Origin of the sequence: Kitasatospora sp. HPM-01-4 (genome assembly GCF_051374625.1) — a bacterium.
Lineage (GTDB): Bacteria > Actinomycetota > Actinomycetes > Streptomycetales > Streptomycetaceae > Kitasatospora.
In genome coordinates, this window is sequence record NZ_JBPQGP010000005.1 from 4,003,615 (window position 1) to 4,021,801 (window position 18,187).

General features: G+C 71.8%; 17 protein-coding genes. 15 read left to right on the forward strand and 2 right to left on the reverse strand.

Annotated features, from left to right (window positions below):
* Positions 1-114: 114 nt before the first annotated feature.
* The 15 genes from fxlM (at position 115) to ACSMTC_RS17405 (ending at position 16,698) form a co-directional block, all read left to right on the forward strand.
* Positions 115-1,338, forward strand: coding sequence for a methyltransferase, FxLD system (fxlM, locus tag ACSMTC_RS17335; RefSeq protein WP_436560600.1), 1,224 nt, complete (start codon positions 115-117; stop codon positions 1,336-1,338).
* Positions 1,339-1,390: 52 nt separating this feature from the next.
* Complete coding sequence (locus ACSMTC_RS17340; RefSeq protein WP_436560601.1) at positions 1,391-1,588, forward strand: FxLD family lanthipeptide; 198 nt, start codon at positions 1,391-1,393, stop codon at positions 1,586-1,588.
* 94 nt (positions 1,589-1,682) lie between these two features.
* On the forward strand, positions 1,683-4,730 hold the full coding sequence (locus ACSMTC_RS17345; protein WP_436560602.1) for a lantibiotic dehydratase: 3,048 nt from the start codon (positions 1,683-1,685) through the stop codon (positions 4,728-4,730).
* Complete coding sequence (locus ACSMTC_RS17350; RefSeq protein WP_436560603.1) at positions 4,727-5,848, forward strand: lanthionine synthetase C family protein; 1,122 nt, start codon at positions 4,727-4,729, stop codon at positions 5,846-5,848. Before ACSMTC_RS17345 ends, ACSMTC_RS17350 begins: the two co-directional genes overlap by 4 nt.
* A gap of 17 nt (positions 5,849-5,865) precedes the next feature.
* Complete coding sequence (locus ACSMTC_RS17355) at positions 5,866-6,654, forward strand: thiopeptide-type bacteriocin biosynthesis protein (RefSeq protein WP_436560604.1); 789 nt, start codon at positions 5,866-5,868, stop codon at positions 6,652-6,654.
* Position 6,655: 1 nt separating this feature from the next.
* Entirely contained in the window at positions 6,656-7,750 is a 1,095-nt protein-coding gene (locus tag ACSMTC_RS17360) for a hypothetical protein (RefSeq protein WP_436560605.1), read from the forward strand.
* Positions 7,751-7,757: 7 nt separating this feature from the next.
* Positions 7,758-8,360, forward strand: a complete 603-nt coding sequence (locus ACSMTC_RS17365; RefSeq protein ID WP_436560606.1) for a 3'-5' exonuclease — start codon at positions 7,758-7,760, stop codon at positions 8,358-8,360.
* 119 nt (positions 8,361-8,479) lie between these two features.
* Positions 8,480-8,806 (forward strand): MazG-like family protein, encoded by a 327-nt coding sequence (locus ACSMTC_RS17370; RefSeq protein WP_436560607.1) that lies wholly within the window; start codon positions 8,480-8,482, stop codon positions 8,804-8,806.
* Complete coding sequence (locus ACSMTC_RS17375; RefSeq protein ID WP_436560608.1) at positions 8,803-10,737, forward strand: ABC transporter ATP-binding protein; 1,935 nt, start codon at positions 8,803-8,805, stop codon at positions 10,735-10,737. Before ACSMTC_RS17370 ends, ACSMTC_RS17375 begins: the two co-directional genes overlap by 4 nt.
* 154 nt (positions 10,738-10,891) lie before the next feature.
* Positions 10,892-11,860: an endonuclease/exonuclease/phosphatase family protein gene (locus ACSMTC_RS17380; protein WP_436560609.1), complete on the forward strand. Its 969-nt coding sequence runs from the start codon at positions 10,892-10,894 to the stop codon at positions 11,858-11,860.
* Between the two features lie 42 nt (positions 11,861-11,902).
* Entirely contained in the window at positions 11,903-12,517 is a 615-nt protein-coding gene (locus ACSMTC_RS17385) for a 2'-5' RNA ligase family protein (RefSeq protein ID WP_436560610.1), read from the forward strand.
* Positions 12,518-12,638: 121 nt separating this feature from the next.
* Entirely contained in the window at positions 12,639-13,301 is a 663-nt protein-coding gene (locus tag ACSMTC_RS17390) for a 2'-5' RNA ligase family protein (RefSeq protein ID WP_436560611.1), read from the forward strand.
* A gap of 119 nt (positions 13,302-13,420) precedes the next feature.
* On the forward strand, positions 13,421-14,368 hold the full coding sequence (locus ACSMTC_RS17395; RefSeq protein WP_436560612.1) for an NUDIX domain-containing protein: 948 nt from the start codon (positions 13,421-13,423) through the stop codon (positions 14,366-14,368).
* Positions 14,369-14,497: 129 nt separating this feature from the next.
* The gene (locus ACSMTC_RS17400; protein WP_436560613.1) at positions 14,498-15,640 is read left to right on the forward strand and encodes a hypothetical protein; all 1,143 of its coding nucleotides are present in this window, start codon (positions 14,498-14,500) and stop codon (positions 15,638-15,640) included.
* 185 nt (positions 15,641-15,825) lie between these two features.
* Positions 15,826-16,698, forward strand: coding sequence for a hypothetical protein (locus tag ACSMTC_RS17405; protein ID WP_436560614.1), 873 nt, complete (start codon positions 15,826-15,828; stop codon positions 16,696-16,698).
* Between the two features lie 162 nt (positions 16,699-16,860).
* Here the strand turns inward: ACSMTC_RS17405 and ACSMTC_RS17410 are convergent, their stop codons facing one another.
* A complete protein-coding gene (locus tag ACSMTC_RS17410) occupies positions 16,861-17,343 on the reverse strand; it encodes a hypothetical protein (protein WP_436560615.1) in 483 nt (160 codons plus the stop codon).
* Between the two features lie 325 nt (positions 17,344-17,668).
* A complete protein-coding gene (locus ACSMTC_RS17415) occupies positions 17,669-18,100 on the reverse strand; it encodes a hypothetical protein (RefSeq protein ID WP_436560616.1) in 432 nt (143 codons plus the stop codon).
* Between the last annotated feature and the right edge of the window lie 87 nt (positions 18,101-18,187).

Consider the following 18,187-nt stretch of genomic DNA (forward strand, 5'->3'; position numbering starts at 1 on the left):
CAACGACGCCGCCACCCGCCGGCCACCACCGACAGTGGCGACCCATACGCTGTCAGCTCCGAACTGCACGGTTGATTCGTGCAGTTGACCGATCATCACACGAGAGAGAGCCCCATGCCCGACACGGTGGAGACCGACGTTACCAGTACCGACACCCCCGAACAGCTCCGCTCGGCGATGACGGAGAAGCTGCTCGCGGAAGGCAAGATCACCAGTGCAGGCGTCGAGCACGCGTTCCGCACGGTGCCGCGCGAGGTCTTCGTCCCCGAGGCGCCCGCCAAGCAGGCGTACGACGTCGACGACGTCGTGATCACGAAGCGGAACGAGCACGGCGTCGCGATCAGCTCAGTCTCCGCCCCCCGCATCCAGGCGTTCATGCTGGAGCAGGCCGACCTCCAGCCCGGCCACCACGTCCTGGAGATCGGCTCCAGCGGCACCAACGCCGCGATGATCGCCGAGATCGTCGGCGACAAGGGCGAGGTCACCACCCTGGACATCGACCAGGATGTCACCGACCGGGCCACCCGGGGCCTGGCCGCCACCGGCTACGACCGGGTCAACGTCGCCCTCGGCGACGGCGAACAGGGCTGCGCCGAGCACGCCCCCTTCGACCGCATCCTCGTCACCGTCGGGGCTTGGGACATCCCGCCGGCCTGGGTGAACCAGCTCACCGAGCACGGCACCATCACCGTCCCGCTGCGGATGCGCGGCGTCTCGCGCTCGATCACCCTGCGCCGCGAAGGCGACCGCCTGGTGAGCGTGTCCGCCGAGATGGCCGGCTTTGTGCGAATGCAGGGCGAGGGCGCGCACGAGGAGCAGCTGCTGCTCCTGCACGGCGAGGAAGTCGGACTGCGCTTCGACGAGGAGCCTCCGACCGGCGCGGAGCTGCTGACCGGCGCGCTGGACACCGAGCGCGTGGAGGAGTGGGCCGGGGTGACGGTTGGGCAGACCGAGCCGTTCGATTCCCTTCACCTGTGGCTGGCCAGCGCTCTGCCCGGGTTCTGCATGCTGTCCGCCGCTCCGGACACCACGGTCGTCAAGCCGCAGAACCGCGTGGCGTGTCCGGCGATGACCGACGGGGCGAGCCTGGCCCACCTCGCGCTGCGCAAGGTCGGCGACGACCCGAAGACCTTCGAGTTCGGCGCGCACGGCTACGGGCCCGAGGCCGCGAAGCTCGCCGCCGAGCTGGCCGAGCAGGTCCGACTCTGGGACCGCAGCCACCGATCCGGCCCCGGTCCGCAGTTCACCGTCTGGCCCGCTTCGACGCCGGACGACCAGCTGGGTGAAGGCCGCGTCATCAACAAGCGGCACACCCGCATCACGATCTCCTGGCCCTGATCTACCGGGCCAGGTCGAAGAAGGTAACCACCCACCCAAGGAGGGGATCAGCATGGCGCCTCAGACGCTCATCGTGCCGGAGACCGAGACCGTCTCGGTCACCAGCCTCGGCGCGTCGGAGTTCGACCTCGACCCGACCATCGTCGAGAGCGGCGACGTGTTCGCCAACCTGCTGCGCGACACGAACGACAACTGCGGCAGCACCTGCTCGGGAACCGCGTGCGCCAGCGGCGGCGGCAACGTCGCCTGATCCGAACACCGAGTGATCGGTCGGCGTGCGGGCCGGGACAGCCTCCCGGCCCGCACGCCGGGCTTCCGTCTGTCTTCTCTGGGGGTGACGAGCGTTGTACCGCGCCGTAGATGCAGTCCTGCTCAGGGCCGGAGCCGTACCGGTCGGGCAAGAGTGGCCGGACCTGGCCGGCGGGGACGCCGGCCAGTGGCGGGCCTGGCTGCAACAGGTCTGGTCGAACGAGCAGTTCGCCGAGGCCCTGGCGGTAGCCAGCCCGGTGGCCACCGACCGCGTCACGGCAGTGCTCGCCGGCCAGGACCTACCGCAGCGCCAACTGCGCCGCCTGACGGTGTCGGTACTGCGCTACCTGCTGAGGGCCCAGGGCCGGGCAACGCCCTTCGGCCTGTTCGCCGGAATCGCCCCGGCCCGGATCGGGGACCGGCTCGCGCTGTCCCTCGGCGAGGCACACCGGCCGCTCGCCCGGCCGGACGCCAGCTGGCTGACGGCCGCCATCGCCCGCCTGGAGGCCGAACCGCAGCTGCTGGACCGTCTGCCGGTGGTGGCGAACCGGATGTGCTTTGCCCGAGGGGACCGCCTCGTGGTGCCGTGGCAGGCCAACTCGAGTAGCGGAGGTGACCCGGTGGAGGTTGCCGTGCGCCGCACCCGGCCCGTCGAAGCGGTGCTCAATGCGGCACGCATCCCGGTGCGCGTCGAGGTGCTGGCCCAGCAGCTCGACGCCCGCTTCCCCACGGCAGGCCCCGGCGCCGTGCGGGCCCTGCTGGCCGGGCTGGTCGCCCAGCGGGTGCTGCTGACCTCCCTCCGGCCGCCGATGACGACCACCGACCCGCTCGCGCACGTCCTCACCGTGCTCGATGAGGCCGGAGCCGACGCGGTGCCGGCCGTCGCCGAGCTGCTCGGCCTGCTGCGCGAGACCCGTCGTGCACTGGACCACCACAACACCGCAGCCGCCCCGCCCGAGCGGCAGGGCCTTCGGGCCGACGTCGCCCACACGATGGCGCAGGCCCTCGCCTGCGAGAAGCCGCTGATGGTCGACCTGCTGCTCGACGCCGCCCTCACCCTGCCCGGCCAGGTCGCCGCCGAGGCCGAGGCCGCAGCGGGCGCGCTGACCCGGCTGGCCCCACAGCCGGACGGGCTCCCGGCGTGGCGGGACTACCGTGGCCGCTACCTGGCCCGGTACGGCACCGGGGCCGTCGTGCCCCTCCTGGAGATCACCAACCCGAACTCCGGACTCGGCTTCCCCGCCCGCTACCGCGAGTCCCTGCACGAGATCCCCCGCCCCTCCCTGAACGGCCGCGACGCCCAGCTCCTCGCGATGGCCCAGGCCGCCGCCGTCGAGGGCCGCACCGAAACCGTCTTGGACGACAAGACGGTCAACGACCTCGCCCGCGTGAGCGCCGGTCACCACGCCCAGCCCCACGCGGAGCTGACGGTCACCATCACCGCGCCGACCCGGGCGCTCCTGGACGGCGGCCAGTTCCTACTGACGGTGACCGGCACGCCCCGCGCGGCCGGGACCACCACCGGCCGCTTCCTGCCCCTGCTCGACCCCGCCGACCGCGACCGGATGGCCGCCACCTTCGCCGCCCTGCCGACCTTCGCCGCCGATGCGCTCCCCGTCCAGCTGTCCGCCCCGCCCCTGCACCACCGCGTGCAGAACGTCGGCCGCGCCCCCGCCGTTCTCCCCCAGCTCTTGTCCCTGGCCGAGCACCCCGCGCCCGCCGGCCCCGGGCTGCTGGACCTTCACGACCTCGCGGTGTGCGGCGACGACGAGCGGATGTGGCTGGTCTCGCTGTCCACCGGCCGGCCGGTGGAACCCCGGGTGATGAGCGCGGTCGAGTTCCGCAACAACACCCAGCCCCTCGCCCGGTTCCTGTGCGAGATCACAACTGCCCACACCCCCACCTACACCGGCTTCGACTGGGGCGCGGCCAGCCAACTGCCCTTCCTGCCCCGCATCCGCTACCGCCGCACCGTCCTATCCCCCGCCCGCTGGCACCTGCCCGCCGCCGCCCTGCCCCCAGCCACCACCGCGTGGACGAAGTGGCGCGAGGCCGCCGAGCAGTGGCTGACCCAGTACCGCGTGCCCAACCGGGTGTTCCTCACTCAGCACGGCGACCTGCGCCTACGCCTGGACCTGGACGAGGCCGCCCACCTGGTCCTGCTGCGCGATCACCTGGCCGCCCACCCGACCGCCGAGCTGACCGAGGCCCCCGCCGACGACGCGTTCGGCTGGATCGACGGCCGACCCCACGAGATCACGATGCCGCTGGCCAGCACCCTGCCGCCCGTCTCAACCGCCACCCGCCGCCAGGCCCCCCTGCCCACCCGAGGCCACCTGCCCGGCTCGACCCCGTACCTGTCGGCGAAGGTCTACAGCCACCCCCACCGGCACACCGAGATCCTGACCGCCCACCTGCCCGCCCTGCTCGACCAGTTCGACACCCCGCCCGCCTGGTGGTTCCTGCGCTACCAGGACCCCGACCCGCACCTGCGACTGCGCCTGCCCCTGCCCGACACCGCCGCCTACGGCCCGGCCGCTCTGCACGTCGGGGCCTGGGCCGCCCGACTGCGCGACCTCGGCCTCATCACCCACCTCCAGCTGGACACCTACCAGCCCGAGGCCGGCCGGTACGGCCACGGCCAAGCGCTGGCCGCCGCCGAAGCGGTGTTCGCCGCCGACTCCCGCGCCGCCGTCGCCCAACTGCACCACACCGCCGCCAGCAGCGACGACCCGCAAGCGGTCACCGGCGCCAGCATGGCCGCCCTGGCCACTGGCTTCCACGGAACCGCCGCCGGGACGCGCTGGCTGACCCGCGCCATCCCGCGCAGCTCCCCGATCCCGGTCCCACGCGAGGTGCACCGGCAGGCCGTCCGCCTCGCCAACCCCGACCACGACTGGGCGACCCTGCGCGAGACGCCCACCGGCACAGCCGTCGCCGACGCCTGGGCGCAGCGCACCGAGGCGCTGGCCGCCTACCGCGACCAGCTCACCGCCGCCGACCCCGACGACGACCAGCCGCTCCTGTCCCTGCTCCACATGCACTTCGTGCGGGCACTGGGCATTGACCGCGACGGCGAACGGCTCTGCCACCGCCTCGCCCGTGCCGCCGCGCTCTCCTTCACCGCGAAGGCCGCGCGGTGAACCGGGCAGCCCAGTCCCTGGCCAAGGGCTCGGCCGGCCTGGCCCTGCTGAGCATCGAGCAGGCCGCCGCCGGCCAGGCCAGCTGGAACACCGTGCACACCCACCTTGCCCAGGCCATGCACGGCGGCGTCAGCACAGGCCCCGGGATGGGCCTGTTCTACGGAGCACCCGCCGCCGCCTACGCCGTCCACACCGCGACCCTCGGCCCTGGCCGCTACGAACGCGCGATCCAGGCCCTGGACGACGCCGTGGAGACGACGACCCGCACCCGGCTCACCGCCGCCCACGCCCGCATCGACCGCGGCATCACCCCGGAGTTCGCCGAGTACGACCTGCTGTTCGGGCTGACCGGGATCGGCGCACACCTGCTGCGCCACCAGCGGGACGGGCGGCTGCTGCGCGACGTCCTCGCCTACCTGGTCCGCCTCACCGACCCGCTGCCCAACGGCCTGCCCGGCTGGTGGACCCACCTCTCCCCCTCCGGCGAGCGCTCCCCGGAGTACCTGGGCGGCCACGGGAACCTCGGACTCGCCCACGGCATCAGCGGCCCCCTGGCCCTGCTCGCGCTGGCCACCCGCCACGGCGTCACCGTCCTCGGCCAGCCGGTGGCGATGCGCCGGATCATGGCCTGGCTCGACGCCTGGCGCCAGGACGGACCCACCGGAACGTGGTGGCCCGAAGCCGTCACCCGGTCCGAGGAAGCCGCCCGCCGCACCCACCAGCGCGGGCCGCTGCGCCCGTCCTGGTGCTACGGCACCCCCGGGCTGGCCCGCGCTCAGCAGCTCGCCGCCCTCGCGCTCGCCGACACCCGCCGCCAGCAGCTAGCCGAAGCGGCGATGCTCGCCTGCCTCGCCGACCCGGTCCAGCTCGCCCGGGTCACCGACGACGGGCTGTGTCACGGAACGGCCGGCCTCTACCAGAGCGTGTGGCGCATCGCCCAGGACAGCCCCGGCGCGGCCTTCGCCAGGCATCTGGAGGCGCTGGCGGCGCGGCTCCCGGCGCCGGGAGTTGAGCTGGTGGGCCTGCTCGAGGGAACCACCGGCACCGCGCTGGCCCGGAGCACCGTGAGCACCGACATGGCGCTGTCCGGCTGGGACTCCTGCCTGCTCCTCAACTGACCGAAGGGGGAACCGCCGTGACCGAGGGCATGCTCCAACTGCACGTCCGCTTCACCAACCAGGAGGCCGCCGAGCCAGCCGCTCTCGCCTGCCTGCGCCCGGCCCTGCTCGATGCCGAGGCTGCCGGGCACGTGACGAGCTTGCACTTCATCCGCAAGGGCGACCGGTGGCGGGTGCGCTACCAGGTGGCCGACCGCACCGACCCGGCCAAGGTCACCGCCGCGATCACCGGCTCCCTCGCCGACAGCAGGGTGACCGGCTGGACACCGGTCATCTACGAGCCCGAAGTCCACGCCTTCGGCGGCGAGTTCGGGATGGATGCCGCCCATACGTTCTTCCACGAGGACAGCCGCCAGGTGCTCGACTACCTCGCCGCCCCCGGTGAGCGGGACCGGCGGTGCGAGCTGGCGATCCTCCTGGTGACCGCCCTGCTGCGCGGCGCCGACCAGGAGTGGTACGAGCAGGGCGATGTCTGGGCCAAGGTGGCGGCCCACCGGCCCGCCGGCGACGCCCCGGAGCAGGTGGCCCGGCTCGGCCCGGCCCTCCAGCGGCTGGTGAGCGTCGATACCGGACCGAGGAGCGTCCTGGCCCACGGTGCGCTCGCCTTCGCCTCGCCGTGGCTCGACGTCCACGCCCGTGCCGGCCGACGGCTGGTGCACCTGGCCCACGACGGGCAGTTGACCCGCGGTCTGCGCTCCACCCTCGCGCACCACGTGCTGTTTCACTTCAACCGCATGGGCCTGCCCCCCGCCGTCCAGGGCGCCATCGCGGCCACCGCCAGCAGCCTCGTGTTCGGCAAGGAGTGACATGGACTACGACCGTCTTCGCTCGATCGCCGCCCGCTTCCCCCTCGCTCCCCGGCACCGGCCCCCATGCCCGCCGATGCCGGTCCGGATACAGCGCCTGAGCGAACAGGCCCGCAAGGCCGAGGAGGCCGGCGACTCCACCACCGCCTCCGCCGTTCACAACCTCGCCGCCCTCATCGCCAGCGACATCGGCCTGCCCGGCCTCGCCCGCGAGCTGTGCGCCGACCACGCGCAAATCTTCTTCGCCGCTGTGCCCTTGGCGGCCAAGGACGCCTGCCACTGCCTCGCCCCGATCGTCAACCTGGCCAACCTCCTGATCCGCGAAGGCGATCCGGACCGCGCGTTCGGCGTCCTCCAGGCACTCCACGAAGCCGTCGTCACCCGCACCGACACCACGGTGGAGGGCATCGCCGTGCCGGTGACGGTCCTGGCCGCCAGCGAGGAGGACCACCAGGAGATCGTCCAGTGGATGCGTGGGACGTTCCTGGTCGATGGAACCCGCTCCCTGGCACGCGCCGGCCGTTGGAAGGAGGCCCATGCCCACTTGGAGAAGCCCGGGACGATCGGTCGGCGCATGTTCGAGGGCCGCCAGGTCGCCGTGCTCGCCACGGCCATCAGCGGCGACACCGCCGCCGCGCTCGCGCTGCTGGCCGCCACCCTTCCCGGCGACCCCTGGGAAGCCACGGTCACCGCCTGCCTGACCGCCCTGTGCCGGCCCGCCACCGATCCGGCCGAGATGCTGAGCTCCTACGAGCAGCACGCGGTGGGGCCGCAGTTCGCAGTCTTCAACACCCGCCTCGGCCTCGCACTGATCGACGCCGCGGGCGGCACCGGCCATCCCCGCGCCCAGGACACTGCCCGGTTCCTGATCGCCCAGACGCTGGAGCACGGTGACGGCTACGCGGCCCGCGACGTCCTCTCCCACCCGGCCGTCGCCGCCGCCCTTGCCCCCGCCGAGCGGCAGCAGCTCACCGAGGCCGTGACCTCCTGCGGCCTGGACCAGGGCGAGCTGCCGGCCGACCTGCACGAGACCTTCGCCGCCGCCCTCAACCGCGCCGCCTCGGCGCTCACCGGCAGTCTGGCCGCGAGCCGATAGGGAGCTCATGGACTACACCACTTGGCCCCGAGTCGTCGTCGTGGACGTGGAGGGCAACGGCGCCCAGCCGCCGGACCTGGTGGAGCTGGCCGCCGTCCCGGTGGTGAACGGCAGCCCGGTGTCCGCCTCCGTGCGCTCCACCCTGATCCGACCGCCCCGGCCGATCAGCCCGATGGCCGTGCGGGTGCACGGCATCACCAACCAGGCCGTCGCCGACGCCCCGCCCTGGGAACGGATCGGAGAGCAGGTGCGCGCCGATCTGGAAGGCGCGTGGATCGCGGCGCACAACGCCCACGTGGACTACGGCGTGCTGCTGCGGCACCTGCCGGGGTGGCAGCCGGCCGGGGTGCTGGACACCCTGCGCCTGGCCCGCGCGACCTACCCGCAGGCCGCCGGGTACGGCCTGGACGCGCTGATCGAGCTGTGCGGCATCGACCTGTCGGCCGTCCATGGGAAGCGCCACCGCGCCGCCTTCGACGCCCACGCAGCCGCCCTGCTGCTGATCCACCTCGCCGGGCGCCACGCCACCTGGACCGCCTTGCTGACCGCCGCTGTCCCACCCGGCCTGCCCGGCCACCCTCACCCGCAGGAGGACCCGACCTTGTGGTGAGCGGCCCGGCCCGAATCGAAAACGTGGTCTTCGGGGTCTTCGACCCGGGCTCGCCGAGAACCGCCGGGAACCTCCCGGCGCTTGGATGCGAAATCGAACAGGGAGCAGGATCAACCCCCATGGAAGAGCTGCTGCAAGTCGCCAACTTGGTTGCTAACAAGCTGAGTTCGCGTTTCAAGGACGACCCCGAAAAGCTCCGGATGCTGCAAGGGCTCAAGGTCCAGGAGGAGGCCGGCGAACTCGCCGAGGCCATCATCGGGGCGCTCGGACTCAATCCGAACAAGGGCAACTCCCACACCTGGGACCACGTGCGCGCGGAGGCGTGCGACACCGCCCTCACCGCACTCGTGCTGCTCCACATGATGGGCGGCGACCCGGAATGGTTCCTCGCCGAGCACCTGCGCGGCATCAAGGCCAAGGCCGAGGACTGGGAGGCCACCGCTTGACCACAACCGCCACAACCGAGCCGGCTCCGACCGAGGAGCTGGAGTTCAACGCCGACAAGCGCCGTGTCGAGGCGACCCGGGCCATCACCGTCACCGCGATGGCCCGCCGCCTGCCTCAGATCGTCGCCCGCGCCTACGCCCTCACCTGGCGCATCGAACCCCGCTCCGCCGCCCTCTTGCTCACCTGCCAGATCCTGTCCGCCGCCCTCGGCGCGGGCGGCCTGTTCGCCACCGCCAACGGCATCAGCGCGGTGTTCGCGGGCGGGGCGACGACCGCCCGCCTGACTGCCGCCCTGCCCTCCATCCTGGTCATCGCCGCCACCACCGGGCTGCGCCGCCTGCTCGGCATCGTCAACCAGGCCATCACGGTGCGCCTGTCCCCCCGCATCGCCCTCGAAGCCGAAGCCACCGTGCTGCGCGCCACCCTGGGCACCGAGCTGACGGCCTACGACCACTCTGGGTACTCCGACGACCTGGAGGCGGCCGACCGGGGCGCGGAGCAGTGCGCCGAGATCCTGGGCGAGGCCCAGAACCTGCTGGCCTCGATCGGCTCGCTGATCGGCGCGGCCTCCGTCATCGCCTACCTGCACCCGCTGCTGCTGCCCCTGCTGGTCCTGGCCGCCCTCCCCCAGGGCCTGGCCTCGGTGCGCGCCGCCCGGGTGCAGTACCTCGCCAGCCGCGACACCATGGCCGACCGGCGGGTCATGGCGAACTTGCGCTGGTACATCCACGTGAAGGCGCAGGCCGATCAGATCCGCTCCGACACCATGAGCAGCTTCCTGCTGGCCAAGTACAACCAGGTCGGCCAGCGGTTGGACCGCACGGCGAGGGAGGCGGCGACGGCCACGGCGAAGGTGTCGATCGTCGGGGCGCTGGCCTCCGGCATCGGCGCCGCGATCGTCTGGGCCACGATGGCCTGGCTGGTCATCACAGGCCGGATGAGCCTGCCCCACGGCGGCGCCGCGGTCGTCGTCCTCACCGCCGTCTCCAACAGCCTTGCCGGGATCGTCGGTTACGGGGCCTACCTGTTCCGCATCGGCATGTACCTGGACGACTTCTTCCACTTCCTCGACTCCGCCGGCGGTTTCGCCCTGCGCACCGGCACCCACCAGCCGGAGCCGCCCCGGCAGGTGGCCGTCAAGGAGCTGACGTACAGGTACCCGGCGAGCGAGCGCACCGCCCTCGACGGCGTGACCCTGCACGTCGACCGGGGCGAGATCGTCGCGCTCGTCGGGGAGAACGGCTCCGGCAAGACCACGCTCGCCAAGTGCCTCGCCGGCCTCTACACCCCGGCCGAGGGCGACGGCGCGGTGGAGTGGGACGGCACCGACACCCGGAGCATGGACCCGCAGGCGATGTGGCAGCAGGTCGCCGTTGTCCCGCAGAACTACGCCAGGTGGCCGATGACCGCCCGGGAGAACATCACTCTCGGTCAGCCCCGCCAAGACGACGGCGACGACGAGGCGCTGTGGGCTGCCGCCCGCGCCTCCGGGGCGGACGAGGTGCTGGCCGAGCTGCGTTCCGGGCTGCGCACGCTGCTCGCGGTGGAGTGGCTGGGCGGCGAGGAGCTATCCGGTGGCCAGTGGCAGCGCATCGCGCTCGCCCGCGCCTTCTACCGCCAGGCCGGACTGCTGGTGATGGACGAGCCGACCGCGGCGCTCGACCCCCGCGCGGAGCACCGGATCTTCACCAACCTGCGCGAAGTCGCGGCAGACCGGGCGGTGGTGCTGGTGACGCACCGGCTCACGAACGTGGCCATCGCCGACCGGATTGTGGTCCTCGACCACGGCCGGATCATCCAGTCGGGGACGTTCGACGAGCTGGTGGCTGACGGGGGTGGCCGATTCCGGGAGCTGTGGGACCTCCAGAACGACCGCACCGGTATCCCGGCTCAGCAGCGCACCGACCCGAAGGAGCGCACCACCCCGTGATCTCCTACCAGCTAGCCGAGCGGTCCGTCGCCCCGCCACGCCCTGCTGTCCTCGCCCGCCCGCGCCCACGCAGAGAGCCGTCAGCTCGTCCTGCACAACGGGCATCCGATGTAGCACCGGTGACACCGCAGCCACACCCTCTGAGGAGCCGACCTTGATCCGAATCGCCAACCTCAACGCCTACAAGCTCACCTCCGGCCAGCCGCAAGAGCGTTGGGAGGCCAGGGTCACGGCGATCCAGGAGATCGCTCCCGATGTCCTGGCCCTGCAAGAGGTTCTCGTCGACGAAGCGCTCCGCCACGGCGAGACCGAAGCCGAACGGGCTCAGCGGTGGCGTGTCGAGGCCGCCGAGATCATCAGGCGGCTTGCAACCGACTGCGGGCTGACCGCAACCACCATCCAGGCCGACGGGGCACCCGGTGAAATCGCGATGGCGAACAACCAGCACCGCGGATGGTTCACCGCCGTCCTCTGGAACCCGGCCACGGTCCAGGCAGTACCCGGCGGGTTCCGCGCCTTCGGCGCACCGGACTTCTGGCACGGATTCACCACGATCCAGCTCGACATCGGCGCCGTCGTGCCGGTCGTCATCGGCTCGTACCACGGCGACCCGTTCCGCCCCGACTTCCGCGCCAACGAGGCTCGCCGCCTCAAGGGGATTCTCCGTCGAACCGGCGGTGCGAAGCCCGGGTTCCTCCTCGGCGACTTCAACGCGATCTCCGCCGCCACCATGACCGCTGCAGACGGCACGGCGTCGTTCTACGACGCCGAACCGTACACCGAGCAGGATCACGACGACCTGGAATACCAGGTCGTCGAGGGCACCATCAGCAAGGGGAATGTCGCCGACCGCCGGCAGACCGAAATCCTCCTGCGGCGGGGCTTCACGGTCGACGCCGCCGCCCACCTCAAGGCGGCGTGGGAGCCGACCGTCGGCCACTGGGCCGACGGGCAGGGCGACCCCGATCCGTGGGGACCGCGCCGGATCGACCTGGTGCTGGCAACCCGTCCCGCTGCGCCTGCTGTGGTCGCCTACCGAACCCACCGCAGCCCCGCTGCCCTGGCCGCCGCCGACCACCTGCCGGTGGTCGTGGACGTCAACGAACAAGAAGTCCAGCCCTAAGTTGCGCGCTCGTACGTGCAGCGGCCCGACGGAGGGAAGGCCATGGAGAATTTCTTCGACCCGCAGCGAATCTGGCACAACGGACCGTATCCGCACTTCCTGATCCTTCTGGACCGTCATCCCGAGTGTGTCGCCTTCGCCGAAGCCCACGCCGACATCCTGCGCGGTTTCGCCCACCTGACACCGGTCCCGGCCGAATGGCTGCACATCACCGTGCAGGGAGTCCACCACCCTGCCAGCCCGGAGCAGGTGAAGCAGCTGGCGGACGAGGCCCGCGCGGAACTCTCCGCCGTGGCGCCGTTCACCCTGCAGCTCGGACCGACGTGGCCCGGCGTCAGCGCCATCACCGCCGCCCTGTACCCGGAGGAGCCGATGGCTGCGCTCAACCGGGCGGTTCGCACGGCGGCCGGCCGGGTGGAGGGCATCGCCCTGCGCCCGCCGGAGCACAAATTCTGGCCGCACACCACCCTCGCCTACGCCCGAACCGCTTCCAGCCAAGCACAGGACTACCTCCTGAACCGGGCCCTGCGGCAGCTGCGGCCCGCCCGGGCCGCCATCACCGTCGATACCGTGCACCTGGTGATGCAGGGCCAGGACCCGGACAACGGGTACCGATGGGAGCCGGTGGCCGAACTGCCGCTCCGCGCTACTGCCTGACCACCGTCGGCACCCCACACAGCCTGCCCCGGGCCGCAGTGCCCAGGCCGAAGTCGCACTGACAGCCCTGCGGCCCGAACGCAGCACAACCCCAGCACCCTTGACGACCGGAGAAACGACCATGCAGAAGTTCGTGCCCTCCTTCCAGGGAGCGCCGTGGCCCGACGGCGCCCGCGTCCTGCACGTCTACGCCCGTCCGAACCGGAGCGAGCCTGCCTTGGCCCGCCTCCTGGCCGCGTGCACCGAGGCGATGGCCCCGTACCCGATCACCGCGCAGGCCGAGCTGCTGCACTGCACGATCGAGATGGTCGCCGACACCACCAGCGACACGATCACCGGGCCGGACCGCACGGCGCTGACGGCGGCACTGAACCGGCACCTCGCCGGAACCGCGCCGCTCCAGCTCACCGCCGGCTCCCCGATCGCCAACCGGGCCGGAGCCCTGCTCGACCTGCACCCCGACGATGAGCTTCTCGCGCTGCGCGAGCGGGTGCGCGAAGCGATCCGGGAGACCCGCGGGCCCGGCGCTCTCCTCCACCACGGCGGCCGACCCCACATCACGCTCGGCTACGCCTGGGACCACAGCGACTCCGACTCCCTGCAGAGCGCGCTGCGCCGGATCTGCCCCAGCCACGTCCCCCTCACCATCAGCGCGGTCGAGCTCCTCGACGTGACCTGGTCCCAGCAGCCCCGGCCCGGCGGCCAGAGCGGCTGGACGATGTCTTGGACCCCGGTGGCGACGATCCCCCTGCCCGGACCCGCCACCGAGCCCGAGAGCGCGTGAGCGCTTCGACTCGGCTCACACCGAACAGCCACGCCGGCGAGCAGCACCCGGTGTGCTGTCGCACGGCGGCGACTAGCCTCGTGCTCGCCGAAGGTGACGTCACCACGTGGGGGTTTCAGATGAGTTGGACCAGTGATGCGCTGCGCCAGGCGGCGTGGTCAGCGTGCGTCGAGATGGCGACCCGCCCACCGATCGCCCCCAGGTCCGAGGCGGCCGACCCTCCCGGGCAGATCTTCCACGACGCGCTGACGCTCGCCGAGCGGCTGAAGGCCGTAGCTGCCGCCGAGCCGCCCGTGCTGCTGGCCCGCACCGTCGACCAGGCCCTCGAGCAGCTCGCCCTGGTCCTGAACCTGGCGGAGCAGTTCGAACGGTGGCAGACCGGACAGCCAACGGCGTATGCGGTGGGCGGCTCCGACTTCACCTGGCCGCTGTACCCCGAGCTGGTGCAGGCAGCCGATGCGACGCTCCCGGTGCTCCACCGCGCCTACGCGGCGTTGGAGGAAGCCGCCCGTACCGAGGCCGGCTCCGGCTGGCAGTCGCTTGGCAGCGAGGTCCTCTTCCGAGGGCCGCGCCTGACGCTGCACCGCGACCGGGTCATCGAGCCCCACGGCAGGCCCGGCGTCTACGACCACATCGACGTGCGGGACGCGGTGCGGATCGTCGCCCTCAACGCGTTGGGCGAAGTCGCCTTGGTGGAGGACGACTTCTATCTTCAGGACGGGCGCCTAGTGCACGTGCCCGGTGGCGGGATGGAGCCCGGCGAGGAGGTCGACGTGGCGGCAGGGCGCGAGTTGGAGGAGGAGACGGGCTGGCGCGCCGGCCAGCTGCGCCGACTCGGTGCGATCTATCCACTGCCCAGCTCCACCCGCGCCGTCACCCACCTGCTGCTGGCGACCGATCTGAAGCGCGGCCGGCTACACCGGGATGGAACCGAGGCCGGGATGACCGTGCATTGGGAACCGCTGGCAGGCGCAGTGGAGCTGGTCGCCACCGGGGCGATCCGCGAGGCCGGTAGCGTCGCCGCCATCCTGCTCGCCGACCGGTCGCTCCAGCGTGACGCGGTCTGACCGCCCCCTGCGCACCGTGCGCTGCCGGGTCCGGAGTCGCCAGGCTCCGACGCGTCGTCAGCTACGCTCGAGGGCCCGCTGCCTGCCGGCCAGCAGGGCCTTGAATCGATCGCCGGAAGGGAGCATTCAGTGCCCGCTAGTACCGAAGCATGGGACGAGGCCGCCCGGCGGGCCACCGCGGCTGTCGCCGAGAATGAGCCCGGCGGCATGGACGAGTTCTGCTGGGATGTCGTCGCGGCCCGGGATATCACCGCTCTGGTGGTCTACTCCCTGCACGTGCGCGGCGGCGTTCCGGTAAAGGCCGTTCGGTGGCCGGACGTGTTGTGGCACCTGTGGGACGACCGTCGGGTGGCGGCCCTGGTCGAGGAGGTACTGCCGGCCGCCGGCCACGACCTTGCCGACGGCGAGGACCGGGTGGGCGAGCGGTGGCGGTGGCTGACCAGGACGTGGGATCCGGACGCACCGATCGGGCCGCGCCCCGGGGTGCCACCCCGCACTCCACTGGAGGAGCTGCTGCTCCTCGCGCGCGCCAGGTCGAGCGAGCCGGCGCCCGAGCCCCGGTGGGGTGGGATGAAACGCGGTGTCGCCCCCGGGTTGCCCGATCCGGCCGTCGAGGTCTGCACCGGCTGGGCCGCGAGCGCCGTCGAGGCCGCCATCGTGCGGGAGCAGGCCAGAGGCCGGTACGACCGGTTCGACCGGGTGAAGGTCACCGGCGGCCCGTTCAAGGGGGAGCGCGGCTACGTCATGGTGCGCGCCTGGGTGTTGGACGACACTGTCCAGAGCGCCCACGGACCGGTCGGCTTCGAGGTGTCCCTCGACAACGCCGAGGGCGAGCAGCAGATCGAACCCCGCCACCTGCGCCCCGCGTCCGACCGCCGGTGGCCAGGCCGGCCGAAGGGCAGTCCCAAGGCCGAACTGCCGGCGCTCGACGTCGAGCCGCGCCCAACCCCCACCCCGGCCGAGCACTTGCTCACGCTCCTGGCCAAGGCCGTCAACCCTGAGGCCGTTCCGACACAGCTTCGCGATGCCGTTGCCTCAGCGGCGTACCACGGCGGAGTGCTAGAGAACCACCAGGCGAGTGCTGTTCCTCGCCGCACGTGGAAGATCGTCCGCCATTCCTACCGGACGAACCCATTTGCCGGTGACGAGGTAGCCGTGTTGTGGGAGGTGCGAGTCACGACTCACCTGCACGATCCGGCTCCCACCACTCATCTCGCCATCGACGAGGACGGTGTGTCGGCGATCGTCTCCGCAACGACGGGCGGGACGTAGGACGTGAAGTCGGGGAGCCCGCAGACCTTGGACGCCGACGCGACTACGCAATAGGGTCTGATCATGCCCCAGCGTCACGATCCCCGATCTGGTCAGCTGGGTGCTGCTGCGCCGAACGATCGGCGTCAGCGGCCTGGCGCAGCAGGGCACCAGGGAGTGCCGAAGTGGCAAGGGAGGGACAGGCCGTGAACGATCTGTTGGGACAGCTACCGCGTCCGCTGGTCGAGCGGATGGGCCGGATGAGCGGCATGGCACTGCGCGGGGTCATCGCACTGGTGGACGATGAGCCGGAGACGTTCGCCGCCCTGGTGGAACGGATCGGCACCTGGGACGACGATCCGGGCCGCTTCCCCTACCCGGGCCCGCGCTACAAGTTCGCGATCACCGAGACGCTGCGCCTGTTCAACGATGCCATCGGCATCGTCGAGCGGAACGGCCCGATCCCCAACGAGGTACTGACCGAAGGCGCCCGCCCGCTGATCGAGGCGCTCGCGCCCGAGGAGTTCCGGGAGGCCGCCCTCCAGAAGTTGGCCACCATCCCTCCCGGCACGGCACCGATGGACCTCTCCAGCGATGGCGACGTCGGACCCGTGGACTACATCGTCGCCGCCGCGGCGACGGCGTGGTTGGCCCGCGGCGCGGGCGGGCGCGTGGCGATGCAGCAGAACATCCGGCTGTCGCTGCTGAAGGAGGTCCGCCGCTCGGAGAGCGCGGCCACCGGGGCACCGGAGCGTGAACAGGTCAACGACGTCAGCGACGCCGACGCGCTCGCCCTGCTCACTGCTCTGTATGACGAGGACTACGTCCGGCTGATCCCCGGTCCCCGCGACCGGGGCCCCTGGGAGTGGGACATGCTGGCCATCCTCAAGGCGCACCTGTTGGAAACCCCCGCGGACGCCACCACTCCCGAACAGGCCCACGCGCTCAAGCTCAAGCTCGTGAAAATCCTGCAAGCCGCCGTGGCCACGCTCGACGAGCCGAAGGCGCCCATGGTGCGCCCGGCCGGCAAGCGGGTCCAGCCCAAGCGCCAGCCGAAGAGCAAGCGGAAGAACAAGTAGCAGCCATCGGCAGAGGGCCGTGGGCTCTGCCCGGAATCTGGTGGTGCCGTCTCCGGTGGGATCGGCACCACCGCTCCTGCCGACGGGATTCGCCAGAGAGCCAGAGGCGTTCCCCGCCAGCATTCCCGCGCGCGAGGTCCGTAGCCTGGGCCCTGCCGCGCCCTACGATGGCCCTTGGACTGCTGCTTCGGCGACCTGCCCAGCCAGGTGCGTCGCCGCACTGGCGTAGTCGAGTGCCAGCCCTACCCCCGCCAGCACCGCGCTGGCGAAGCGTGGATCCTGCTTGTCGGCCGCAGCAACAACGTAGGCGGCCGGGAAGATCACCTCCGGACGTGGGTTGGTCATCTCCCACTCGACGTGGCCGCGCACCGGTAGACCCATCACCTCGGTGGCCAAGAGGACGGCGACCGCACGGACCTCGCATTGAAGCGACTCGTCTTCGGGGTCGTCGTTCAGGTGGCTGGGCTGTCCTACCTGGACGTGCACCTCGTAGCCCTTCCAGGCATAGCGGGCCTTGCCGCTCGCCTCCACCTGGACATCGGCCAACCGATTGCCGACGCTGAACGGATGCCTCTGGCGCAGGCCGGGGTACGCGGCGGCCACGGCGGCGGCGGTCTGTTCAGCAACGCTGAGCTGCTCGGGCACGGCGGTGTTCCTCTCGGAATCGGGGCACATCTCTGAACACCACGGCTTGGCGCGGGTGTTGTCCCTGGCTCAGGCAGGGAGAGTTACTGGCATCGCAGGACGGTGCCGATGTGCCCCGCGCACGCGGGGAGGGTTTGCCGAGCACCACATTAGCGCTCCGGAGCCGGCCTGCGAGGGCCATTGCCGAATGCCCCCGCGCACCCGGAAGGCTCGCGGCTTGGTCCCACCATGCTCGGTTTGGCGCGACCGCGGAGAGCGTGGGGCGGTCGCAGCACGTCTCCAAGAGCGGGCAACCAGGTTGGCGGTCCGGAAAGCCGGCTACGGCCTACGCCGCGGCCCGGCTGAACGTCTCCCCGATGTTCAGCAGCCGCTGCAGCTCGTTCTTCCGGACCCGGTACTCGGCCCCCAACCGCAGCACGGCGCACGGGTACCGGCCGGTCCGGGCGAGCTTGTACCCCGTCGTGCGGCTGAGCGACAACAGCGAGTTGGCCACCGGCAGGGGGATGGCGGGCGGGAGCGTGGCGAAGGAGCTCCTGATGCCGCTGTCGTCCAGTCCGAGGAGCTGCAGCAGGTCGGTCGTGATGACCCGGTGGCCGTCCCCGACCTGGATGATCCCGCACGGGTAGTGGCCGTCACGGGCCATCCGGTAGCCCTTGGTCCGGCTCAGGGCGAGCAGTTGGTTGGCGTCGGCCAGTAGGAGTGCTGGCGGAAGGCTAGCGAGCGCTGCTCGCGAGTACCGCGCCCTACCGGCAGTCACTGCTTCCCTCATGTCGCCCGCCCTGGTGTCGTACGTTCTCTGTGAGAGAAACATCTACCACATCTTCCACCAGAGAAGCATTTCGCA